This window comes from Acinetobacter sp. ANC_7511, assembly GCF_056779975.1.
This window is the reverse complement of the sequence record NZ_JBWYIY010000010.1, coordinates 79,798-103,244: the sequence shown is the minus strand read 5'-3', so window position 1 is coordinate 103,244 and position 23,447 is coordinate 79,798. Positions and strand designations below refer to the sequence as shown.

At 34.5% G+C, this 23,447-nt stretch carries 21 protein-coding genes, 1 tRNA gene and 1 pseudogene; 8 read left to right on the top strand and 15 right to left on the bottom strand.

All coding sequences use genetic code 11. The features are described from left to right. Nucleotides 1-7: 7 nt before the first annotated feature. Nucleotides 8-1,306, bottom strand: coding sequence for an FAD-dependent oxidoreductase (locus tag AC1M9L_RS08495; RefSeq protein ID WP_481591878.1), 1,299 nt, complete (start codon nt 1,304-1,306; stop codon nt 8-10). A 448-nt stretch (nt 1,307-1,754) separates the two neighbouring features. Further along, a complete protein-coding gene (locus AC1M9L_RS08490) occupies nt 1,755-2,624 on the bottom strand; it encodes a pirin family protein (protein ID WP_035267590.1) in 870 nt (289 codons plus the stop codon). 300 nt (nt 2,625-2,924) lie between these two features. On the opposite strand from AC1M9L_RS08490, the gene ycaC reads away from it, so the two are divergent. Both ycaC and AC1M9L_RS08480 read left to right on the top strand, forming a co-directional pair. Next, nucleotides 2,925-3,551: an isochorismate family cysteine hydrolase YcaC gene (ycaC, locus tag AC1M9L_RS08485; protein WP_035267592.1), complete on the top strand. Its 627-nt coding sequence runs from the start codon at nt 2,925-2,927 to the stop codon at nt 3,549-3,551. A gap of 122 nt (nt 3,552-3,673) precedes the next feature. Further along, nucleotides 3,674-4,597: a LysR substrate-binding domain-containing protein gene (locus AC1M9L_RS08480; RefSeq protein WP_035267593.1), complete on the top strand. Its 924-nt coding sequence runs from the start codon at nt 3,674-3,676 to the stop codon at nt 4,595-4,597. 45 nt (nt 4,598-4,642) lie between these two features. Here the strand turns inward: AC1M9L_RS08480 and ahpC are convergent, their stop codons facing one another. The 8 genes and pseudogenes from ahpC to gigD all read right to left on the bottom strand — a co-directional run bounded on the left by ahpC (nt 4,643) and on the right by gigD (nt 11,572). Continuing rightward, a complete protein-coding gene (gene ahpC, locus AC1M9L_RS08475) occupies nt 4,643-5,206 on the bottom strand; it encodes an alkyl hydroperoxide reductase subunit C (RefSeq protein ID WP_035267594.1) in 564 nt (187 codons plus the stop codon). 420 nt (nt 5,207-5,626) lie between these two features. Then, entirely contained in the window at nt 5,627-6,121 is a 495-nt protein-coding gene (locus tag AC1M9L_RS08470) for a flavin reductase family protein (protein ID WP_035267597.1), read from the bottom strand. A 112-nt stretch (nt 6,122-6,233) separates the two neighbouring features. Further along, nucleotides 6,234-6,667: pseudogene (locus tag AC1M9L_RS08465) on the bottom strand (uroporphyrinogen decarboxylase/cobalamine-independent methonine synthase family protein); the annotation flags it as partial. Between the two features lie 236 nt (nt 6,668-6,903). Beyond that, entirely contained in the window at nt 6,904-8,988 is a 2,085-nt protein-coding gene (locus AC1M9L_RS08460; protein WP_481591877.1) for a catalase, read from the bottom strand. A gap of 318 nt (nt 8,989-9,306) precedes the next feature. Further along, nucleotides 9,307-9,528 carry a hypothetical protein gene (locus AC1M9L_RS08455; protein WP_035267598.1) on the bottom strand — a complete coding sequence of 74 codons (222 nt, stop codon included), beginning with the start codon at nt 9,526-9,528 and terminating at the stop codon, nt 9,307-9,309. A gap of 542 nt (nt 9,529-10,070) precedes the next feature. Then, on the bottom strand, nt 10,071-10,283 hold the full coding sequence (locus tag AC1M9L_RS08450; RefSeq protein WP_035267602.1) for a cold-shock protein: 213 nt from the start codon (nt 10,281-10,283) through the stop codon (nt 10,071-10,073). 241 nt (nt 10,284-10,524) lie between these two features. Beyond that, a tRNA-Met gene (locus AC1M9L_RS08445) sits at nt 10,525-10,601 on the bottom strand. A 518-nt stretch (nt 10,602-11,119) separates the two neighbouring features. Next, nucleotides 11,120-11,572 (bottom strand): Lrp/AsnC family transcriptional regulator GigD, encoded by a 453-nt coding sequence (gigD, locus tag AC1M9L_RS08440; RefSeq protein ID WP_092766480.1) that lies wholly within the window; start codon nt 11,570-11,572, stop codon nt 11,120-11,122. Nucleotides 11,573-11,713: 141 nt separating this feature from the next. Between gigD and kynU the strand changes: the two genes are divergently transcribed. From kynU to AC1M9L_RS08420, 4 genes are all read left to right on the top strand, one after another. Further along, nucleotides 11,714-12,967: a kynureninase gene (gene kynU / locus AC1M9L_RS08435; RefSeq protein WP_481591876.1), complete on the top strand. Its 1,254-nt coding sequence runs from the start codon at nt 11,714-11,716 to the stop codon at nt 12,965-12,967. Nucleotides 12,968-13,007: 40 nt separating this feature from the next. Then, complete coding sequence (locus AC1M9L_RS08430) at nt 13,008-14,408, top strand: amino acid permease (protein ID WP_180028467.1); 1,401 nt, start codon at nt 13,008-13,010, stop codon at nt 14,406-14,408. A 17-nt stretch (nt 14,409-14,425) separates the two neighbouring features. Beyond that, entirely contained in the window at nt 14,426-15,175 is a 750-nt protein-coding gene (locus tag AC1M9L_RS08425; protein ID WP_481591875.1) for an alpha/beta hydrolase, read from the top strand. 65 nt (nt 15,176-15,240) lie between these two features. After that, nucleotides 15,241-16,401, top strand: coding sequence for a porin (locus AC1M9L_RS08420; protein ID WP_481591874.1), 1,161 nt, complete (start codon nt 15,241-15,243; stop codon nt 16,399-16,401). A gap of 122 nt (nt 16,402-16,523) precedes the next feature. Here the strand turns inward: AC1M9L_RS08420 and AC1M9L_RS08415 are convergent, their stop codons facing one another. Beyond that, nucleotides 16,524-16,883, bottom strand: coding sequence for a hypothetical protein (locus tag AC1M9L_RS08415; protein ID WP_481591873.1), 360 nt, complete (start codon nt 16,881-16,883; stop codon nt 16,524-16,526). Nucleotides 16,884-17,347: 464 nt separating this feature from the next. On the opposite strand from AC1M9L_RS08415, the gene AC1M9L_RS08410 reads away from it, so the two are divergent. Then, on the top strand, nt 17,348-17,470 hold the full coding sequence (locus AC1M9L_RS08410) for a hypothetical protein (RefSeq protein ID WP_257232889.1): 123 nt from the start codon (nt 17,348-17,350) through the stop codon (nt 17,468-17,470). A gap of 618 nt (nt 17,471-18,088) precedes the next feature. Here AC1M9L_RS08410 and AC1M9L_RS08405 read toward each other — a convergent pair. The 4 genes from AC1M9L_RS08405 to AC1M9L_RS08390 form a co-directional block, all read right to left on the bottom strand. Next, nucleotides 18,089-18,805: an XRE family transcriptional regulator gene (locus AC1M9L_RS08405; RefSeq protein WP_481591872.1), complete on the bottom strand. Its 717-nt coding sequence runs from the start codon at nt 18,803-18,805 to the stop codon at nt 18,089-18,091. Nucleotides 18,806-18,993: 188 nt separating this feature from the next. Next, nucleotides 18,994-22,227 carry a GapS6b family protein gene (gapS6b, locus tag AC1M9L_RS08400; RefSeq protein ID WP_481591871.1) on the bottom strand — a complete coding sequence of 1,078 codons (3,234 nt, stop codon included), beginning with the start codon at nt 22,225-22,227 and terminating at the stop codon, nt 18,994-18,996. 19 nt (nt 22,228-22,246) lie between these two features. Then, complete coding sequence (gene gapS6a, locus AC1M9L_RS08395) at nt 22,247-22,588, bottom strand: GapS6a family protein (protein WP_481591870.1); 342 nt, start codon at nt 22,586-22,588, stop codon at nt 22,247-22,249. Nucleotides 22,589-22,657: 69 nt separating this feature from the next. Then, nucleotides 22,658-22,864: a helix-turn-helix domain-containing protein gene (locus AC1M9L_RS08390; protein WP_481591869.1), complete on the bottom strand. Its 207-nt coding sequence runs from the start codon at nt 22,862-22,864 to the stop codon at nt 22,658-22,660. 102 nt (nt 22,865-22,966) lie between these two features. Between AC1M9L_RS08390 and AC1M9L_RS08385 the strand changes: the two genes are divergently transcribed. Continuing rightward, nucleotides 22,967-23,446: a hypothetical protein gene (locus AC1M9L_RS08385; RefSeq protein ID WP_481591868.1), complete on the top strand. Its 480-nt coding sequence runs from the start codon at nt 22,967-22,969 to the stop codon at nt 23,444-23,446. The last annotated feature ends 1 nt before the right edge of the window (nt 23,447 follow it).

Sequence of the window (23,447 nt, the reverse complement as noted above, 5' to 3'; positions counted from 1 at the left end):
CAATCCCTTAATATCCTAACTCTGGTGCAACCTGTACCTTAGGCTTTAAACCTAAAAATGGTAACGGCGCATCAAGTAATTTTGCTATATCCATTGCTGAAGTCACCGCTGACTCCAAAATTGGTAATCCATCACATGACCAAGAGCCACAATAAAATACTTTACGACCTTGTTGTTGGTGACGAGCACTCAACTCATGCGTTAGTGGTAGAGTATGACGGTCTACAACAGCTCTAGTGAGTTTCACTTTATGTATTACTTTTTTAGGATCAATCTCAATTACTGGATTCCAAGTTTGAAAAACAGGAGATTTACCCACTAATGTTGGCTCAATCGAATTCAGCCAAACAGTGAAATGCTGTTTAGTAAATTTACGATCCATCATATAACTCAATACGCACCAATCTTTACGCTTCACAGGCATTACCACTGAATCAGTATGAATGACCAATTCACCATCAACAAACTTAAATTGTTTGAGAAGTGCAATATCATCCGCAAACTGTTCAGCATCTAAAAACTCATGAACTTTTGTTGTTGGTGTCGCGACAATCACGCGATCAAATAAGTCAGATTCACCTGCTTCATTTTCCACATAGACTAAATCACCCTGCTCTTGTACACGAGTAATAGGCTGCCCACTTCTTAAATCGATATCTTCCAGCAATTTATCAACGAAAGCTGGCGTCCCACCTTGAATTCGAAGAAGTGCATCTCCATCCGTCAGTTGGCGTAAGAAAATCAACAATGGTTTCGCTGGCCATTCACCAATGGTTTTGGCATCACATGTACAAATGGTAAATAGGACAGGCATGACTGCCCCATTCCAAAATACTTCTTCTATTTGGTTATATTTAACGAACTCATCTAAAGTGATATCTTGATTTTTAGATTTAAAAAACTGCTTCAATGCAGATCTAAGTTGTAACATCCCTTTCACTAAACGGATGCCATATTGCTTTAATCCTTTTCGATTGTTAATGATTGGAAAGTTGCCTATGCGTGAACGTGATGTTGTCAGCCAAGTTTCGATTTTATCTTCAAATAACCAGCTACATGACATATATGTACGTACTGGAAAAGTGTTGAGACCCAAATGTGTGGCAAGACTCAATGTATTTTTCCAGAGCATTGGATTCATGACACGTAATGGCGAATCAATAATCCCACCTTCATACTCAAGACTATAACTATCCATACCACGCCCTGGAAGCGCCTCGAAAACTGTGATCTGGTGACCAGCATCCTTGAGAATTCTCGCAGTTGCCAACCCTGCCATACCACTTCCAATCACTGCAATTTTCAAAATTATGATCCAAGCATTAAAAATTTTTTTAATTATGCGATAGAACACTTCGAAACTTGCTATTAAAAACTTCCAGATTTTATTTGTTTTTGATTAATTTTTAATCAAATAAATTTACGTAAAATTCTTGCTACACTATTTGTCATACGCTAAATATTTAATACACTTGTATTTTTTAAGAAATCAAAAAATATGTTTAAAAACAAAATAGATATTTTCACCAATAATTTAATTTTTTAGTTTACAGCTTAAAAAAAATGCATTATCATTGTTTTGAAAATGAGAACTACATCACATTAATAAGAAGCACAAATAAAATGTGATCTAGAAAATAAATATAAATTACAGCGTATAAGGACCTCTGTTGTGTGGGATAGAGGTCCTTTATTTTTTTAAAATGATGATCACAAAAAAAGCGGAAATGATATTTCCGCTTTTGTCGTTCCAATTAACGTGCAATTTCACCAAATTTACCATTATTGAAATCATGAAAAGCTTGAATGATTTCTTCTTTGGTGTTCATGACGAATGGTCCATGCCCTTGAATTGGCTCATTTAGTGGCTCACCTGTAAGCACTAAAAATTGTGTATCTTTATATGCTTGCAATTGAATTGCTGCCTCACCATCACGAGCAAACATCACAATTGAACTGTCTAGAACTTTTTGAGTCCCATTAATTACGAGTTCACCATTCAACACTACAACCAATACATTGTGATCTACAGGAACATGTATGAATGTTTCATACTCAGCTTTAAGCTGACCATCCCACACATTTATTGGAGTAAATGTTTCAGCAGGACCATAATGACCACCAAACTCACCCGCAATTACACGGATGTGACCAGCATCATCATCCATGGTAATTGTTGGAATATCATGAGATGTGATCGCTTGATAACGTGGTTGAGTCATTTTATCTTTGGCTGGTAGATTGACCCAAAGCTGTGCCATTTCAAGAATTCCACCTTTTTGAGCAAATTCAGGAGAATGAAACTCTTCGTGAACCAATCCAGCCCCAGCAGTCATCCATTGCACATCTCCTGCCTCGATAACACCACCACCACCACTGGAATCCTTATGTGCCAAACCACCTTGGTAGGCGATAGTCACTGTTTCAAATCCGCGATGAGGATGTGAACCAACACCTAACTGACGTGTCGTTGGCTCAAAGTGATGTGGTGCACCATAATCTAATAACAAAAAAGGACTAAGTGCTTGACCTAACCGATCATAAGAAAATAAGTTACGCACTGGCAGACCATCACCAACCCAATGTGTATGTTGGTTACGATAAACCCCAATTACTCTTTTCATCTTTTACTCCTATATTCGATAGGATGAACATGCGCTCATTTTAGACTTTGCACAGAAAATAAAAAGAGCTTTACTGCCACACAGATTCCTATTTTTATGATTATAATAATCTAAATTAATTCATATATGTGACTATTCACTGAAATTTGAAATTCATGATTACAATATTCCTATTAATAAGACTAATTATCCTAAAAATGGTCACAAATTTATCTCATTTTCAGTCTAATATAACTGGTGACTGAATACGAGTTCATTGATACGTATTCACACTTACTAACATCATAGAGGCTAATAATAATGGGCAAACCTTACGTTCGTTTAGATAAAGATAATGCAGTAGTGCTTTTAGTCGATCACCAAACAGGTCTTCTTTCTCTTGTACGTGATATCGATCCTGATAAGTTTAAAAACAATGTTTTAGCACTCGCAGCAGCAGCAAAATACTTTAACTTGCCGACAATTTTAACAACAAGTTTTGAAGATGGTCCTAATGGTCCACTCGTTCCAGAATTAGTTGAAATGTTCCCTGATGCTCCATATATCGCGCGTCCAGGTCAAATCAATGCTTGGGATAACGAAGATTTTGTAAATGCTGTTAAAGCGACAGGTAAAAAACAACTGATCATCGCTGGTGTTGTGACTGAAGTATGTGTTGCATTCCCTACACTTTCAGCTCTTGCTGAAGACTTTGATGTATTCGTGATTACTGATGCATCTGGTACATTCAACCAAATTACGCGCGATGCTGCATGGAACCGCATGTCTCAAGCAGGTGCTCAACTTATGACATGGTTTGGTGCTGCAGGTGAGTTACATCGTGACTGGCGTAATGATATCGAAGGTTTAGGTGCTTTATTCGGTGAGCATATTCCTGACTATAAAAACTTAATGGTTAGCTATGTAAAGAACACCACTAAAAAATAATATTTAATAAAAGCGACCTTTGGGTCGCTTTTTTTTACCATATTCAAAACCCAAGATGATTTCTTGAACGGCTTAGTTTAACCTATGCTTAAACTTTATCGGATCAGGCGTCGAGGTGAAAATTGCATTCATTTGATGACTATTACTATTTTTATTTGGTCGTTAAATACGGCGGTTTCAGTGCTGCTAGTGACGCGTCAAATATAACTAAATCAAAGCTTAGTCGACGTATTTTAGAACTCGAAGCAAAATTTAATGTCACACTCATTCAACGTTCTACTCGCCATTTCAAAGTAACGCCTTTAGGTCAAGAATTTTTTCAAGAATGTGAAAAAGTAATCAACCAAGTTGATTGCGCTCATAATGTTTTACTTAAACAGAAAAGTGAACCTCAGGGTCTAGTTAAAATTAGTTGCCCACCCGTAATGATGCGTTATCAAATTCGCTCTTTACTCAATGATTTTTTGAAGCGCTATCCAAAAGTTCAAGTCGAGATGGAATTAACCAGCCGACGCGTAGATGTATTGCACGATGATATTGACTTGGCGATCAGAACTAATTTTTCTGCCAATGAAGACTCCACCATCGTGGTTCGTGATGTCATCAAAACCACGCATTGTTTAGTGGCAACCCCTGAGCTTTTACAGGGTCGCGTTTTAGAATATCCAACTGAAATCAATGATTTTCCAACAATTGTTTTAGGAACTCAAAAAACACACTATCAATGGAATTTGCACCGAATTGAAGGGCATGATCTCATTGAAATTCCATTACAACCACGTATTAAAAGTAATGATTTGGCTGGTGTGTATTATTCAGTGATGGATGGATTAGGTATTGCAGATCTACCTTATCTTACAGTGCAAAAGGATTTGGCAGCAGGACGGCTTATACACATCTTACCTGACTGGTGCTCAAATATAGGGACTGTGCAACTCGTTTATGCATCACGTAAAGGACAACGACTCGTGATGGAAAAACTCATCGACCACTTGGTTGAAGGTTTACGACAAGCAGCACAAAATCAAGAAGGTTATGCCTCTTAATAAAAAACCAGCACATCGTGCTGGTTCTTTACTTTTCAACTTAATTTAGATCTTACCTACAAGATCGATTGATGGTGCAAGTGTAGCATCACCTTCTTTCCATTTCGCAGGACATACTTCGCCTGGGTGGGCATGAACATATTGAGCCGCTTTCACTTTGCGAAGAAGTTCTTGAGCATCACGACCAATACCACCTGCATTAATCTCTACAATTTGAATTTTTCCTTCAGGATCAATTACAAATGTACCACGATCTGCCAAACCTTCAGATTCAATCAATACATCAAAGTTTTTAGACAATGTCCACGTTGGGTCACCAATAAGTGGATACTGAATTTTACCAATCACATCTGAAGTATCATGCCAAGCTTTATGTGTGAAATGAGTATCTGTAGATACACCATAAATTTCTACACCTAACTTTTGGAATTCAGCATAGTTATCAGCAAGATCGCCTAATTCTGTTGGACATACAAATGTAAAATCTGCAGGATAGAAAAAGACAACAGACCATTTACCTTTAAAATCTTGCTCAGAAACTTCAATGAACTCACCATTTTGATAAGCAGTTGCATTGAATGGTTTGACTTCAGTATTGATTAAACTCATGTGTTTTCCTCTATTTCTTTGTGAGAGTGTTGCTTCGTTGAAATAGAGAATACAAAAGATGACTGGATTGGTAAAACCGAAAGTATTTATAAAAACAATCGAATTTCCAGATTTAAAAGTTAATATATTTCTTTAAGAGAATAAATTAAATATAAAACACTGATTTTTTTTTAAAACTTATTTAATTGGTTTCAAATTTTTGAAAATAATACTTTTCTTTTTTCATCCCAAAGAGAAAGATCATTCACTCTGTATGACCATAAACGATTCGAGTAATATCCATTGGGTTTAACCTCACACTATGAAAGCTCACTGTTCGAGGCTTACGATTCACCATCTTTCCCAAGATCATTAATCAAACGCTGATCTATTTCTATAATCATTATAAGAAACGATTGAAAATCTTGCTGCTCTAGCTCATTAAACTTCCTCTTCTGCACTCACCTGATGATAAGATCGATTAAAATAGACAAGACTTTCCTCTTGCGAGCTTTGTTGAATGGCTACAACTCGGCAAATAAAAATACTGTGTGTGCCCACTCGTTGAATTTGCTCAATCTCACAATCAAAACTGACTAAAGCGTCCTTTAAAACCGGGCAACCTGTTTTCAATTTACCCCATTGGGCTAATCCAAAACGTTGTTCTGCACTCAATTGACTCGATGCAAAAGCATTTGAAAGAGACTCATGTTGAGAACTGAGCACATTGACAGATAAAACTTTGTTCTCAATAAAATACTGATGAGATCGGGATGATTGATTCATACACACCAAAAGCGTAGCAGGTGAATCAGTAACGCTACATACAGCAGAAGCCGTGAAACCATGCTGTCCTGTTTCACCAGCTGTTGTAATAATATTGACTGCAGTGGTTAATAAAGACATTGCGTTTCTGTAGTCTGAAGCTTCAACCATTTTTCTCTTCTCAAATATAAATTGCTAAACTCGTGCGAACCTAGGATATAGGTGATTGCACAGATGATCCATCTTGAATGTAGAAAATAAACTCAGCTAAAGCACTAACTTCTTAGTTTAAGATCGCTGAACCCATACTTAAGGCTTCAAGTTTGTCACGTCCCACGTGACGAGACAGTGGTATCATTCCACAGTTGGTTGAAGGGTATAGCTTATCAGCATCGACAAATTGCAAAACTTTACGCAAAGTGTTCACCATTTCGTCAAGTGTTTCAATTTGATTGGTTGCCACATCGATTACACCGATCATGACTTTCTTTCACGAATCAGTTCAATAAGATCCATGGATATATGTGAGTTTTGCACTCTAAAGAAATGATGCCCCAACTTAGATTTTTGTAGTATCGGGAGTGACGTTTCAAAAGGAAACCGTTCATTACTCAAAGTTTGTTTCCCATTTTTATTATCTTTCATAGAATTACTTTTACAAATATGTATGGCGGTTTCACATTTCAAATTTTCAAGCGCTAGCTCAAGAATAGCAATTCTCTAGACAAATCAAAATTAGCTTTGTATCAAATTACTCAAGGCCATAAATAGAAACCAATCAAGTAGCGATCTAACGTCGCTCGAATTACGAGTCTAAAAGCTCTATGATGAACTGTGCTCAGATTATTCACGGTATATTTACTTAAGACCAATCAAAATAATTCGATCAATAAACCTATCATGACTACCTAAAAAAAAAGAGCCTAGATAGTGAATCTAGGCTTCTCTTATTTTTATGCTGGGATACTTGCTACTATATCCTCTCGAGACCAGAGTCTGTGATTTTGTATCGCTTTCTTAAATTTATCTTGATGATCTTTAAAGGTTTTACTACTAAAAATAGCATCATCTTGTTCGATACCAAAGTATTCGAGAAGGTTTTCTTTATCTCCAAGCAAATAAATTGGTTTAAGATGTTTAAACGTTTCAAGAACATAGTGTTTTGCAACTCCATCAGCCTTAAATGCTTCTAGATTATCGCCATCAATAACAACAATTGCGTCATATGTAACTGACGGCTCACCATTTTGTCGACCATCTACTGCTATTTCTTTTCCATCTTTAGATTTAACTGGAGCTGCACTTGGAGCTAAAACTTCTGCAACCGCATTTTCACTTTCAGCCCATGCTTTCACGGCATCTACAGAAGTTGCATTTGCACCATTATGCACAAGTACTGCAATTTTACGTTGTTTAATATCTGATGCTGGGAAAGCCTCAATGCTAAGTTTTTCTGAAATTTTAACTTTACTCTGTTTTTTAATCGCTGGCTTATCAGACAGTTTTAAACCTAACTCATTTGCAACGTATGTCGCGAGATCCTTATCGATATTTACTAGAATTCGATCAACCACGCGTTGACGAATTTCTTCATCTTGAACTTTAGAGAGTTCAAATGCATAAGCATCTTTAATATGCTGTTGTTCATGCTTCTTCAAACTCATATAGTGAAGTGTCGCTTGTGAGAAATGATCTGCAAAGCTTTCAGGTCGAATACGTAATTTACTTGCTTCCACATGTTCAGGATAAGAACTAAATCCCCCTTCTTGCTGCCCAATTTCTCGTGGCCAATTATCATCCACTGAATTTGGTTCATAATTTGCTTTTCCCTTGTAAACTTCATGGTTAGCAAATCCACCACGTCTATTGGTATGAAAAGGGCATACAGGTTTATTAATTGGAATTTGGTTAAAGTTAGCTGTACCTAAACGATGTAGATGGGTGTCTGTATAGCTAAATAATCTTCCTTGAAGTAAAGGATCATTACTAAAATCTATACCAGATACAATATTCGCTGGGCTAAAAGCAACTTGCTCCGTTTCGGCAAAGAAATCATCTGTATTACGGTTCAATATAAATTTGCCTAATGGAGTTACAGGTACTAATTCCTCTGGTACAAGCTTAGTTGGATCTAAAACATCAAAATCCCATTCAGAAGCTTCTTCTTCCGTGAAAATTTGAGCTCCTAGCTCCCATTCAGGATAATTTCCATTTTCGATTGCATCCCATAGATCTCGTCGATGGAAATCAGGATCTTTGCCATTCAGTTTTAATGCTTCGTCCCATACGACTTGAGCAACCCCTTGCTTTGGAGTCCAATGAAATTTGACTAAATGAGCTTTGCCTTGCGCATTGATAAGTCTGAATGTATGTACACCGAAACCTTGGATAGAACGCAAATTACGAGGAATAGCACGATCTGACATCACCCAAGTTGTCATATGTGCTGTTTCGGTATTTAAAGAAATGAAATCCCAGAAGGTATCATGTGCTGATTGTCCAGTCGGGACTTCATTCGGATCTTCTGGCTTGACAGCATGGACAAAATCAGGAAATTTAATAGCATCTTGTATAAAGAAAACAGGAATATTGTTTCCTACTAAGTCATAATTTCCTTCTTGCGTATAAAACTTAATAGAAAAACCTCGAACATCACGAACAACATCTGCTGAGCCTCGTCCACCTTGAACTGTAGATATCCGCGCAAAAATAGGGGTAGGATTGCTGGTATCAGTCAGAAATTTGGCTTTAGTCCATTTTTCATTGCCTTTATAAGGTTCAAAATATCCATGAGCACCAAATCCTCGAGCATGGACAACACGTTCTGGTATACGCTCACGATCAAAGTGAATTAGTTTGTCGCGCAATAGAAAATCTTCTAACAGTGTAGGACCACGCTCCCCTACTTTAAGACTATTCTGATTATCAACTACAGGAACCCCTAGTGAAGTCGTAAGTGTTTTACCTTTAGGGTCGACATAGCTATCCTGTTCAAACTGTTGAATTTTTGCATTGATACTGATCTTCTTCTTACTCATGTTATTTTCCTTATACATAGTTGTTAAGATAATAAGTTGTGCTTTATAAATTGAACTTACACAGGTCACTATTTGTACAGTAATTTATCTTAGTATGTTAAAAAGATATTCTCATTATAGTTTTACTTAAAAATAACAATGTTAAAAAATGAGTTATCCAACTTTTATTCACATAATTTTCGGATATTTTTTATAAAATCATCATTGGTATGTATGGGGTAAATCTTAATCGTGATCTATATAATTCTGTTACTAGTATTATGATTCTATTTCCATAAAAGTCTAATTTTTCGCATTAGACTTTTATGAAAAATATTTTTAAATCATAATCTTATATAGATTATTAAATCCCAAGAAAAAAGATCGGCCATCTAAGTTTATTTCAAATACTTCACCTGATTCGACTTCAACTTGTTTAGAAACTTCTACAAGAATTTGCCCTCTCATCGTATTTTGAACTTTATGAAATGGGATAATGTTAATTCGAATGGTTTCACCATTCACTGCTTTTGCTGTAGTCCAGCCATTAGAGATATTCATTTTCACTTACTCATTCATGAGCTCATGTAAAATTAAAAATAATATTAAATATTTAAATCGAGAGTATGGATTCTGATATCGAAGAGGCTCAAGCCTATAATTCAAATTACAATTTTACATTAGCATGTATTTAATTATAAAAAGCCCACAATGAGATTGTGGACTTCCAAGATCGGCATGGTGCGAGTTCATGCTCTGCGTTAACTGTTTAGACATCATAGATATTAAAATCTATAAATTGAGAATACGCAATTCTAAGTTCTATCTAAACACTTCCGTTTCGCTTACGGATTCGATCAACAACGATTATACCATAAAAAATACTTTATGGTTTAATTTTAATATTTAAATGAGCTGGTAAATTTTACCAGTATTTAAACTATGAAAATTTAAATCAAAACTAGGTCTTATATTTTCATTATCAACAGTGATAAATTTAATATTTATTTGAGATAAGTTCGAAGCATGCTGCGAAGTATTAAATGTACCTATCACTGCATATTTAACTTCAAACTGATCTTTCACCTCAATTAATGAGGTGTTCATGAAATAGCTACAATATCACTTGCTTGTAAGCCACGCTGACCTTGTTGTACAACAAATTGAACTCGCTGTCCTTCGACTAGATTCTTGAAACCATTTGCTCGAATTTCACTAAAATGAGCAAATACATCTTGACCATTATCTACAGCGATAAATCCGAAACCCTTAGTTTCGTTGAACCACTTAACTGTACCAGTTGTTAAATTAGACATCATTTATTTCCTATATTATGTAATGAATAATTAGAAAATAATTTTGAAGATAGACTTTTAATAGAATGAAAGATGTAATTAATATCAGATCAAAATAAAATTAGTAAACAATAAAATTATAATTCTAGAAAACCAATATAACACATATTTAATTGATTTATTGATTTAATTTTCTTTAATAAAAAAACCTAACTACAGATCGACCGCAATTAGGTTGTAAACTTTTAAATTAGTTTTTAATTGGTAGCGGGAGCTGGATTTGAACCAACGACCTTCGGGTTATGAGCCCGACGAGCTACCAGACTGCTCCATCCCGCATCAACAAGTGCATTTGTACGCTAATTTGAGATATATAGCAATCTAAATAATTTATTTTTATCAAAAACTATAAAATCATTATCGTTACTAGATAAATTATTCAGATAATTCTGTTTTAAATTTTTGATGTAAAGACCTATACAAATTGAGTTTAAATTTTTCATTATTTAGTAATAATGTCGACTCTTCAGCCCAAGTAGCCTTTCCCACATCTAAACCAGAATGATTCAATGCCCAATCAGATATATACCCATAGATAAAAGAGTTATCAGCAAAGACCCATTTTACGATCTTATTTTGTTCATTCAGAAACACCTTATATGTAGGTAATGAACCAAAAAAACTAAATTTAGTGTATATATATTTGTAATGTTCGTTCATAGAATTATTTAAAAAAAAAAGATGAACCATAATAGCAGTTTTATGTGTTTTAACTCATAAAAAAAACATCGCTTGTAAAATCAATTCGAGGTTGATTTTAAAATACGGATTCACTTTTTTCATAAAAAAATTAATGATCACATGAAGGTCTTCTCGATCACTTTTTCAAGAATAATTTTAGAATTAATGTTGGCTATACCTTTAATTTTGTTTAACTTATTAATAATAAACTGGGAAAACCCATTTAAATCTTTGGTGGCCACAAAGAGAACGTAATTCGAATCCCCTGTAATGATAAAAGCATTGATCACTTCATCAAAATTACGAATCTGGCTCAGAAAATGCTGATGATCTGATTCGGTCAGCTGATTGAGTTTAATTTCGACAATCGCCTCAACCTGAATACCCAATTTTTCATAATTAATTTTTGCTTGGTATTTTTCGATGACTCCATTGTTTTCTAAAATTTTGACACGTCGATGGCATGCTGAAGCAGAAAGATTCACTAAATCTGCCAATTCCTGATGACTTAGTCGTGCATTTTGTTGTAATAGTCTTAAAATTTTATGATCAATGAGGTCTAAATTCATTCCTAAATATCATCCTGATTTTTTATATTTAATTCGAATACTATCCAGTTTTCATGCAATTTCAAGCATAATTATCGGATAAATACTAAAAATTACCGTGATAAAATCGAATGAAATAACACGGACCGAGTTAGGATAAAAATGATTACCTTAGATCAATGCAAAGCATGGGATGCTGAAGACGAACTGAAACATTTAAAAAATGAATTTGCTTTACCTGAGAATACTATCTATCTAGATGGAAATTCCCTTGGTGCACGCCCTAAATCTGCTTTAACACGTGCTCAAGAAGTGGTGAGCCAAGAGTGGGGGGAAGATCTCATCAATAGCTGGAACAAAGCGGATTGGTGGGGATTATCGACTCGGTTAGGTGATAAGGTGGCTCAGCTCATTGGGGCAAATCCAGGCGAAACGGTGATCTCTGATTCAACCACACTCAACTTATTTAAAGCACTCTCTGCTGCTGTCAAAATCCAAGCTGAAATCGCTCCTGAACGTAAAGTGATTATTGCGGAAAAGGACGTCTTCCCGACTGACCTCTATATTATTGAAGGTTATATTGACCTTGTTCAAAAAGGCTACCAACTGGTTTTAATCGAACATCCTGATGAATTAGAAACCACTCTGAAAGCCCATCAAACGGCAGTTGTGGTGTTGTCACATATCAATTACCGCTCAGGATATTTCTATGACATGGAACAGGTCAACCAAACGATTCATCAATATAACGCTTTGGTCATCTGGGATTTATGTCACTCTGCAGGTGCTGTGCCAATCGATTTAAACAAGACCCAAAGTGATTTTGCCGTAAGTTGCACATATAAATACCTTAATGGTGGACCAGGTTCTCCTGCTCTCATCTGGGTAAATGCAAAACACCAAAATAAATTTTGGCAACCTCTTTCAGGATGGTGGGGTCATCAACGTCCTTTCGATATGGCTGATCACTACGAGCCAGCTCAAGGCATTCGTCGTTTTTTATGTGGCACACAAAGTATTTTGTCCATGAGTTTGATCGAATGTGGTTTAGATGTGTTCTTAAAAACTGACATGCAAAAGATCCGAGAAAAATCTCTAAATTTAACGGATCTCTTTATTCAATTGGTTGAACAGGAATGTGCTGAATTTGGTTTTGAGTTAATTACACCAATCGATCATTTACAGCGCGGTAGTCATGTGAGTTATTGCCATGAACACGGTTATGCCATTGTCCAAGCGCTTGTTGCACGTGGTGTGATTGGAGATTACCGAGAGCCAGCCGTGCTCAGATTTGGGGTCACACCTTTGTACCTAAGCCATGAAGACATATGGCATGCTGTTCAACATCTTAAACAAGTGATGCTGAATGAAGAATGGAAAAATGAAAAATATTCGGTGCGAGGTCAAGTAACTTAATTCAGTTACTCACTTTATATCACCATGGCCAGGAGGGCTTATGAGTAACTTCGATAAAATTCAAACACGCGAAGCAGGATTACATAAAAAATTAACCGCTAAACAAATGGGCATGATTGCAATAGGCGGTGCCATTGGCACTGGTCTATTCATGGGTAGTAAATTTGCCATTAGTTTTGCAGGACCTGCTGTCATTCTAAGCTATGCGATCGGCGGATTAATTGCTTTTGCACTAATGGCTTGCTTGGCAGAAATGACTGTACAACACCCCACTTCAGGCTCGTTTGGTGCTTACGCTGAACATTATATAAATCCACTTTCTGGTTTCTTAGTTCGTTATAGCTACTGGGCATGTATCGTGTTGGCTGTAGGCACAGAAATTACCGCCGTGGCTGACTATATGAAACTTTGGTTTCCTCATGTCGGTTCAGGTATTTGGATCGTGTTTTTTTCAACCGTACTTCTCGCAGTAAATGCTTATAGTGTCAAAGCATTTGGCTTAGTTGAATATTGGTTTTCGACGATCAAAGTGTTTGCCATCATTGTGTTTATTCTGTTGGCAATAGGTATTTTGACGCAAGATCCAAATCCTCATCAAGCGCTAACTCACAATCTCACTGCACATGATGGCTTTATGCCAAATGGATTTAAAGGTGTTTGGATTGGTGTCATTATTTCTATTTTTAGTTATCTCAGTATCGAAATGATCGCGGTTGCTGCAGGTGAAGCCAATGATCCTGAAAAAGCAGTTAAATACGCTTTCAAAAGCACTGCGATTCGCTTATTTCTATTTTATTTACTATCGCTGAGTTTAATTGTCACTCTCGTTCCATGGACTCAATTGATAGCACCAGGTGCAACCAGTCCTTTCGTGTCTGTTATGCAAATTGTCGGCATTCCTTTTGCTGATCATATTTTAAACTTCATTGTGATTGTGGCAGCACTGTCCGCAATGAACAGCATGTTATATATCTCAACGCGTATGTTATTCAGTTTGTCACGTTCAGGAGATGCACCGAAACTGTTTGGTAAAATTCGTAAAAATGGGGTGCCCATCAATGCCTTGCTACTTTCGGCAACAGGTATTGCCGTGGCGAGTATTGTATATAGCATTAATCCCGAATCAGCATTTCCAATCATGATTGCACTGTCCATGTTTGGAGCTTTATTTACTTGGGGGGCGATCTTTGCCACACACTACTTCTTCAGAAAGAACTTGGCAAAAAATAATATCCACCTCAAATACAGCATTCCTGGTAGTCGTTATATTTCCTTTATTGGTTTGTTTGCCATTCTTGCAATCACGCTTACCACATGGTTTACACAAGAATTTAAATCAACTCTCCAGTTTGGCGTGCCTTTTATCGTGATGTTAATCATTTTCTATCAAATGAAGAAATCATCCTTAAAGCATCAATTAACTGAAAATGAACAAGCCTAGTAAAGGAGCTGCAAATCATGCTCTATGACAACTCGCAAACTGTGACGGATGAAAATCAGATCTTGTCTGATTTTCAAAAAATGAGCCAAGCGACTTATATGCAACACCATCATATTGCCGATTTACAGTACGACTTTCAGCGAAGATCTACACTGGATTTTTTCCCCACACCTGTTGCCACCAATACTACTGTTATTTTTATACATGGTGGTTATTGGCAATGGTGTGAAAAAAGGGATTTTGCCTTTGTTGCTGAATTTGTTTTAAAGCAAAATGCTCAATGTGTGTTGGTTGAATATGATTTAGCGCCTCAAAGTAGTTTAAATCTGATTAATCTACAAATTCGCAAAGCGCTCGATTATATCCACAAACAAACTTGGATCAGCTCCAATGTCATTGTGGTTGGGCATTCTGCCGGTGCCCATTTGGCTGCTTTAAATTTAGATCACCCCCTGATTGGGTCAGCGGTATTACTCAGTGGTATCTATGACCTAAAACCGATTCAAGAAACGCATTTAAACAAGGCGCTAAATTTATCTGAGCTAGACATTAAAAACTTAAGTCCAGTTGAACATTCTACACACTTTGCGAAGCCCTGTACGATTGCGTATGGACTCGATGAGTTACCAGAACTGAAATGGCAGAGCCAAAAATATTATCAAATTCGACAGCAACTAGAGCCTGAATTCACGCATCTCTTGAGTTTTGTAGACACTAACCACTACTCCATTTTGGAACGATATTTTCAATCGACAAAGACCACCTAATTTCTACTCAGCTTTAATCAGCAGAATCACCAGCTTAATTTATATTTAGTCACACGGATGTTACTATGTCAAAACCATGCTTTTACAAGCTATTGCTTTCCTGCACCTTTATTTTTTCAAATCTTACATTTGCCGAGATAACACTCATTGATGAACAGCAAATTGTGAGTGAATCCGATCGTTTAAAACTCACCACGTCTGGTAGTATTCGCCTACAAGCCTTAAATTTCGATCATTACGATCAATCTAACGAAAATCAGAAATATCGCAGAGATGGCTATAGCTCAAATAGCCGTATTTATGCCAATGCTGATTATGCATGGAATGAACGTTTGCATTTAATTGCAGGCTATCAAAACTATATCAATCTTCCCAAGATGCTGGATTGGGACGGTCATTACCGTTCCTCTGATGAAAACATCACCACCGAACAGGCGTATATTGGTCTGCGAGATTCAGAATACGGTACCGTTAAATTTGGAAAAATCTATAGTATTTATTACGACATTGTAGGTGCCAAAACTGACCTATGGAATTACTCAACCTTGGCTCAGCCCCAAACGTGGAGCCCTGTCGCTTATACAGATGGTACGCAAGCAGCTCATAAAACTTTACGTTATGAGTTCAAAATGGATAAAGCAAACTTATATGCCAGCTATTTGTTCAAGGATAGTACGACGGTCGCAGATACGGATGTGCAATATCAACGTAAAAATGGTGCCGAATTGGCAGTTGATGTGCATTTAAATAAAAATTTAAGTTGGGCGACCTCATGGAAGTACAACGATGCTAGTCTGAATAATCAACAAGATAAACATGATTTAAAGCAAGAAATTTGGGCAAGTTCATTATTTTATTTTGATGGAAAATGGATGCTTAGCTTTGGCGCTGGTTGGTATAAAAATCTAGTTCCAAATTTTGATGCTTACAGTGAATCGAGCGATTTTCAACTTCAATCATTGCTGAATACTGAGGCTTATGGCGTTGAATTTTATGCGGGACAGCACTTCAAGATTGAAGAATACGGTATCAAATTCATTCAGCCCTATATCATGGGAAATCAACTTGAATATACCAGTGGCTCAGAGTTTAAACGCCGTGATCTCGGTGTTGGTATAGCAGCTAGATTTAACCATGGTTTTGGATTTGATTATGAACGTTTATATACACATGATACGTTCCAAACCCCAGATATGCATTTATTCCGTTTACGTTATGAATGGTAAATTCTAATTTTAGGTTAACTATCCTTCAAAGCCTTGTTATTTAAAAAGGCTTTGAAGGATCACTCATGGATTCGCATCAAATCTCAATAAGTTGTAGCGTTATACAAAGTCTTTTATAAATTTTATTTAATGCATAACATTTCAATTAGCTTAATATTTTTAGGAAGTTGCATTGACATGGGTTCAAAATAAATCGTACCGAATGAGTTATTATCATCTGCGGCTTTACCTTGCGGCGTAAAACGCTGGCTTTTGACATAGGCTCTGGCTTTATTTTGACAATCAATTTGATGAACGGCTTGTATGTAGCCCTTGGGTTTGATGTTTAATGAGGGTACGCCATGCTCATAAACATATTTATAATAAATTTCAAAAATATGCGAGGCTTGATCGAGTGATTTAATGGTCGTTTTATCAATATAAGACCAGCCCCCATCATCCCGATCAAACATGGTCCATTGTGGTGATTGTGCTAAGCTCATGCTGCTACACAGCACACAAGTTAAAAATATAATCCCGTGTTTCATTCAACTATCCCTAATTCAACTATGAACAAACGTTTTACTATATCACCATAAAAACAAAAAACCCTTTGTTATACAAAGGGTTTTTAACTATTTAATTCATTGTTAAATAATAAAAAACATTAAAATTTAACAAAAACTACTCTCAGGTATGTGTCAAAATGGAAATCCATATATATAAAAATATAAACAATATAATTCAAATATTTATAATATATTTAAATATTTTTGTAAAGTTAATTATCATTTAATGAATCTTGATTCCATCTTCTTAGCTCCTTCTAACTTTTATCTTTACAAAAGTAACTTAAGTGAAAATATCTAAAATTATCTAAATTTATCTTTTTTATATCCAAAAATGTGTTCTGTATAACCCCTATTATTTTGATTACTAGATAACCACTTTGAAAGGAGAAAATAGAATGTCTAGAACACCGAATGATGATCGTTCAGATAGCATGAATCCAAATAATGATGCCTATTGGGATTCTCTAGATAACCATTCAGATCAATTAAATCCAAACAATGATCGCTACCAAGGATAAAGCATTATGCAAATAGGAGATTTCGATCTCCTATTTGTTTTAGGGACAGCTATGTATTACTCAAAAGATAAGGACATCAATGCATATGTAAAGCGACTGCTGAAACATAAGAGCTTTCGTATCATTAGCGGTAAAAAACACGATCAACTGTGTATATTCGAACAGCGGAAGTTAGCTATACCTTCCACTCCGAGTAAACAGAGAAGCTATATTGAATTTAAAAAAACTATTAAGCGCATTCTAAGAGAACTAGGAATAGTAAATTATGAAGCAATACTGTGATGATCCATTCTTAGATAAGCTATTACATAAAACTAAGAGACATAAAAAAGGGAGTTAATACTCTCTTTTTTAAATTATTAATAGACGAAAGGGCAGCAAAACTTTCGTTGGCTACCCTTTCTTACCCACCCCTACCCCTTAATTCATAGACTTAGTTTTCGGGACTTTCGTTTCCTATTCTGTTACCAGAATCTAAATCTATGCCAAAATGGATTTTACCATCGCGTTACAGGAGCGAACTGGCTGACCTGTAAGGCTCGGGCGGTAAAATCAAGTGAATCAATTACGATTCGTTGTAAGGCTTTAGGCGCCTACAGCCTTGAGGTTTACTTTAAATTACCAAGTTGCAGGAAGTACTTCAACCTCTTTTACTTGATAACCATTCATGACTAGCGAATTTAATAATAGATAATCAATCGTAAAATAATTTACTAAGTATTCTTCATTTACTAAAGATTCATCACGATAATTACGTACAAATTGAATCAACTCATTCATATCTAAAACCTCTGTAATTTCAGATAAAAAATTTGCATTCACATCATGATGGGCTGGATGATTCTTATTAGGTGTAAAAGTAATTAATCGCTGAATTACACATCTAAACTTGTTATCACCTTGGTCATGAATAGAGAGAATAGCTTGTGCATCTTTTCGCTTTATTCTGCCTTGATAGTCTCGTTGAGGATTTATAAATTTTTCACGTAAGATTACCTTACCCTCAACTAGAACAAACTTGATGGGAAAAGGGTTTTCAATACCATTTTCTTCTTCGAGTTTCATCTCTTGCTCTGACTTACCAACTTGATAAAGTTGAGATGTAACTTTTCTAAGTTGATGACCATATAAATCAAGAAGAGGTTTTACTTGATCTTCATAAGCCAATTTGCCTCCATTCTTCCAATCACTTACTTGTGATTGACTACTCAACCGACACATCTTTTGTATGCCAATTTGGGTATGCCCATTATTCAAAGCAATCTTGATTAACTGCTTTGTTAATTTGAACTTTTTACGAGGAGCTTTAGGTTTTTGCTGTAATTGTTCACTCATTGTGACAACCGAATCTAATTTAATCAATAAGTTAAATATAAGCGAAAAGTGATCTTAAACAAGTGATAGAACTAAGATAATTCTAGATAAATTCAGATACTTCCAATCAAAAAAACACTCTCTATTTAACGCAGTGAACAGCATAGGCTTTGTAGAAGTAATTGATTACCAGTTGGATCAACTCACTTTCATACATCATTCATTAAAATCTCAATTCTTTCATTAATATAAGCTATATTTAAAAAGTTCCCTACAGCATACTGACCAAGAAAATTAAAGAATACTTTGAATAAATATTCTGAAAACCATATTGAGTCAATTACTTCAACAATCAATTTAGCTAGACGATCTTCTCTAAATTCTCCATCAATGCTTTGCATACATTTATTGAGGCAGGCAAAAATTAGGTTGTTTAATGAATTTACATTTATCAAATTATTTTTACTTAAATATTTGACAAGTGTTAGTTTTAAAATACTTGATAAAACAATCAAGGCTTGTTCACGATTATTAAAACTTAATGGCGTTTCATTTAATAAATTCTTTAACAGAACCCAGTCATCTGAATCAGTTGATCTTGCAAGCTCAATCAAGTCACTGTAACTATAAACCGTAAAAAGCCCAAAGTTCGACCATTGAACTATAGAAGTTTTGCGACCATCAAAATCTAAATAATTTCCTAGAAAACTTAAAAAATCATGTAGCTTTACAACTTTCACATCATTTTGCTTAACAAATAATGTTCTTAATGTCGAATCTAAACATAACCAAGGAATATCATTTGCAATTGAAAGTCTTAAAGTAGATAAAACTGAAGGGCTCAAAATATCTCTTATTTCATTGGCAAAATCAGGCAAATCAATAATATTTGGAGAAATTACTCTAGAATGACTAAGTAGATAGTTTAGTTGATCAATAAAAGATGCGTAACTAGTTGAAATAGTATTCGCATCTGTTTTTATTAAGGATCCTTCTGAAAAAGCTATAGATAAAAATTGCTCATCAGTAACCTTATTTATCCATGAAGAAATAACATCAAAAGTTTCCTTGGTAAGAAAAACTTTAATTCCTGCTTTGATTAGTGCTTTATGGTTATCATTGAAACATAAATAAGTGAACGAATAGGCATCTAATACAAGTGCATCACAAGCTACTGTATTACCAATAGGATTAGATAAACAGAAATTGGCTTTCTTATTCTGCAATATTTTTAAAACAGTCTCAAACTCATCATTATTTTTAAATAAGCTACCTTTTATATACATTGATAGATCAGGATTAGAAATCAACTCTTCTGTAGTATCATCTACAGAAAAGCGTTTTAAAATTTCTTTCATATCCTCTACAACAAAGCTATCCCTAACCTTAAATGGATAAAAAGTAAAATCTGAAGAATTATGTCTATTATCATTCGTTATTTGTAATGCTATCTGGAAAATAGTTACATAAATTGGTTGTTTCTCAATTAATTTTATCTTTTGATAATTTACAATACGTTCCTCATCAATATCCATTTCAAGCAAAGAAATACCTAAATTACAATTGGCATTAACAAAATGTGAGCAATCAAAAAAGTCATCGGAAACAATCAGTTTTTGCTTTCGTTCACCTTCATCTTCATAAATTACACCCGCATGAATATTTTCATATACTAAATCACTTACAAGCTCTTTTTTATTAGTAATTAGGGAAAAATGTATATTACACAAATAAGGAGCAACAAAATTAGGCTCCATCAAAAACAATTTCGTTATTAACTTTTCTGCATAAACAGAATCGATTTCTGTGTAAACCAAATATATAAATCTAAAAATATTTTTAGCTCTTGGTGTTAAAATTTTTTTAGGAATATCATCTAGTATTTTTCTTGTTTGATCAACACTTTCATGTTTTAAGCTTAAAAGTAAATAATCCAACCAAATATTTAAACTGTCCTTATAATAACCAACAATTGCAATATAATCATTTTTTGAATTTTCATAATCACCTATAACACCATAATATCTTGCTCTTAATATTAAAAAATCAGAACTAATACTATCAGAATCAATATTTTGTATATGAGACTTTAAAGTGTCATATTTTTCTAAATTCATTAGAGAATAAAGATAATACAAATAAACTCTGGATTGAGAAGAATTTTTAGAAACAACTTTTTCCAATAATCTATTCGTATTTAAAAATTGCTGTTTTTTAAATACGAATAAATTCTCACAAAGAGTAATTATATAGAATGGGTGTATGCTTCTAAATTTCCTTTCTTTATAATCTAAAAACTTAGAAAATTCTTCTTCAAACTCATTAACATTTTTTTTATCTTTAAAAACAAAGGATTTTAAAACCAAAGTTAATAAATCTTTATCAAATTTATTCTCATCTTCAACTTCCCCACATTGAGAAATCCATTTTATTAAGACCTTAAAATTAGTTTTATTTAAAGCTACTGCATTTAGACAAAGAATAGCCTCTTCCAACTTTAAGGGTTTTAAATCATTTATTTTACTCAATACATCCTGATTAATTTCTACATTTTTTTCTGAGTAATTTTCTAGAGCATCAGCAACTTCACTACTTATTGGCCTAATAACATTAATGAATTTTAAAGCCACATCCAAAATTTTACAGATTGAAAAATTTGATTTAATAACAAGGTTAATTAATAGTCTCAGTGCATTCTGACTAATCTCACTCTCATCTTTAATTAATTCAAGAAATGAAAAAGCAATTGAAAAAAATTCTTCAACAATGTTCTCTTCTAAATATTCTAATGGTCTATCCAGCTTATCCAATAGCTTGTCATATAAAATTACCAACTTAAGAATTTTTAAATTTTTATCATCATCTTTAATTTTTTCTAATACTATTAGAGCCTCCTCTTTCTTTTCTACTCTAGCTAATCCTCTAGCCAAAAATAATAGTCCTAGTTCATCCAAAACTAGTGTTTTTTTAGAAAATGTTTCTTTTAACTCGTCTTCATCAGCGAAATAACGAAGCTTGATGTTCTCTAAATAAACAGACCGATCTTCTGAAAAATTATTATATATCTCTAATGCTTCACTTTCAGAAGTTAAATAAGTCATTTCTACCAAAATTGATTTATAAAGATCTAAGAAATCTGGCGAACCTAAACGTATTGCCCTTTTTATAGTATTTAAATCACCTTCAATACTTAGACTTCTTTTGGAGTTTAGGTAGATAGTCAATACTTCCAAAAGTTCGACAACACCTGCTGATTTTGAAGGTATATGAATATTTGATTCTAGCTTGCTTCCCGCCTTATCAAATGATCCTATATTAATTAAATAATATAAGTTATAAGCAACTTTGACAAAATCAACCGCCTGCATGGACTGATTGATAATCTTATCACCTAATATATTATCACCCGATCCATTATGTGTTTGTGTGATAGATTCTGTCATAGTAGCCCCTAGATTCTAACTATTTGTCTGATTTATAAGTTACATGTTTATCACCTGCAACATTGTCACCTGATCCTGAATGAATCTGGGTAACCTGCGTTAAAGACTGATCAATTTTTATTGCCTTTAATAAAGACATTAAGTCCTGATTTTGCTCAATTCTTCTTGCTATTCCTATCTCATTAAGCTCATCAATATTATCGATTTGGTTAATTTCATCTACTACCTTTTGTGCAGTAGTATCATCAATCAACCAACCTTTTACTTTCGTCTTAAAATTGTCTAACGTTAGTTTTGAAGCTGTTTTAACAATGTCATATACAACTCCTGACAGAATCGTAGCTGTCAAAAATGCTTCCATATTTCTTTTCCTTTTTTATTAAGCTTATGAGTTATCTTTAATATGGTTTTTTATTTTTTTTTCAAGCTATTAAGGAAGTAAATTTTTAGGTGTAACATCTAAAGCTTTTGCCAACTCATAAATTTTCTCTAAAGTAATATTTACTTCTCCTCTTTCAATACGTCCCATATAACTACGATCTATGTTACATAGTAACGCAAGCCTTTCTTGAGATAGCTTTTTTAGTTTTCTCTGTTCTCGAACCTTCAAACCAAAAGAAACTGTAAGTTCTGACATATTTTGAATCAACTGCTCAAAAAACAGAACTATCACTATTTGAGGACTATATATCCACGGTTTATAATCCTCTTTTATTGTAAATTTGAAGCGTATTTCACCATGCAACTTATTAAAATGCCTTTATTCGAGGTACTTCTCCCTGTCATCGAATCAAATTCAATTAATGACTGGACTGCTAATGATTTTTGGAAGCAAATGAAATTGTCTAAAAAAGAACGTCATCGCTTTAATCGTCAACGTATGTACCGGATATTACGCAAACTTGTTGAATTAGGTTTTTTAGAGAAAGAGTTAAACCAGCACAATCCTAGATTTTCTCGTTTTAAAGAAACATCTAAAACCAATGAAATCAGATTCTTAAATAAAGAAGAATCTGATGTTTCTAAGATCAAATTAGAAGAATCAAAAGTCAGTTCTGAAATTATGTTTTTAGAAAAACAAATTGATAAATACAGAAAACTAGAACTAAGTTTTCCGAATATCGTAAACAAAATATGTGATGCGAAAAAGGTATGCTCATCCCAACTTCTTGAGTTAAAAGCGTATCGCTCTGCTCTTCAGAGCGTTATCGCATCTTAGA

Bases quoted from the DNA above. Each gene is read 5' to 3' on its own strand.
- AC1M9L_RS08490 (WP_035267590.1), bottom strand. From the start codon at position 2,624: ATGAAAAGAGTAATTGGGGTTTATCGTAACCAACATACACATTGGGTT.
- ycaC (WP_035267592.1), top strand. From the start codon at position 2,925: ATGGGCAAACCTTACGTTCGTTTAGATAAAGATAATGCAGTAGTGCTT.
- ahpC (WP_035267594.1), bottom strand. From the start codon at position 5,206: ATGAGTTTAATCAATACTGAAGTCAAACCATTCAATGCAACTGCTTAT.
- AC1M9L_RS08470 (WP_035267597.1), bottom strand. From the start codon at position 6,121: ATGGTTGAAGCTTCAGACTACAGAAACGCAATGTCTTTATTAACCACT.
- AC1M9L_RS08460 (WP_481591877.1), bottom strand. From the start codon at position 8,988: ATGAGTAAGAAGAAGATCAGTATCAATGCAAAAATTCAACAGTTTGAA.
- AC1M9L_RS08455 (WP_035267598.1), bottom strand. From the start codon at position 9,528: ATGAATATCTCTAATGGCTGGACTACAGCAAAAGCAGTGAATGGTGAA.
- AC1M9L_RS08450 (WP_035267602.1), bottom strand. From the start codon at position 10,283: ATGTCTAATTTAACAACTGGTACAGTTAAGTGGTTCAACGAAACTAAG.
- gigD (WP_092766480.1), bottom strand. From the start codon at position 11,572: ATGAATTTAGACCTCATTGATCATAAAATTTTAAGACTATTACAACAA.
- kynU (WP_481591876.1), top strand. From the start codon at position 11,714: ATGATTACCTTAGATCAATGCAAAGCATGGGATGCTGAAGACGAACTG.
- AC1M9L_RS08430 (WP_180028467.1), top strand. From the start codon at position 13,008: ATGAGTAACTTCGATAAAATTCAAACACGCGAAGCAGGATTACATAAA.
- AC1M9L_RS08425 (WP_481591875.1), top strand. From the start codon at position 14,426: ATGCTCTATGACAACTCGCAAACTGTGACGGATGAAAATCAGATCTTG.
- AC1M9L_RS08420 (WP_481591874.1), top strand. From the start codon at position 15,241: ATGTCAAAACCATGCTTTTACAAGCTATTGCTTTCCTGCACCTTTATT.
- AC1M9L_RS08415 (WP_481591873.1), bottom strand. From the start codon at position 16,883: ATGAGCTTAGCACAATCACCACAATGGACCATGTTTGATCGGGATGAT.
- AC1M9L_RS08410 (WP_257232889.1), top strand. From the start codon at position 17,348: ATGTCTAGAACACCGAATGATGATCGTTCAGATAGCATGAATCCAAAT.
- AC1M9L_RS08405 (WP_481591872.1), bottom strand. From the start codon at position 18,805: ATGAGTGAACAATTACAGCAAAAACCTAAAGCTCCTCGTAAAAAGTTC.
- gapS6b (WP_481591871.1), bottom strand. From the start codon at position 22,227: ATGACAGAATCTATCACACAAACACATAATGGATCGGGTGATAATATA.
- gapS6a (WP_481591870.1), bottom strand. From the start codon at position 22,588: ATGGAAGCATTTTTGACAGCTACGATTCTGTCAGGAGTTGTATATGAC.
- AC1M9L_RS08390 (WP_481591869.1), bottom strand. From the start codon at position 22,864: ATGTCAGAACTTACAGTTTCTTTTGGTTTGAAGGTTCGAGAACAGAGA.
- AC1M9L_RS08385 (WP_481591868.1), top strand. From the start codon at position 22,967: ATGCAACTTATTAAAATGCCTTTATTCGAGGTACTTCTCCCTGTCATC.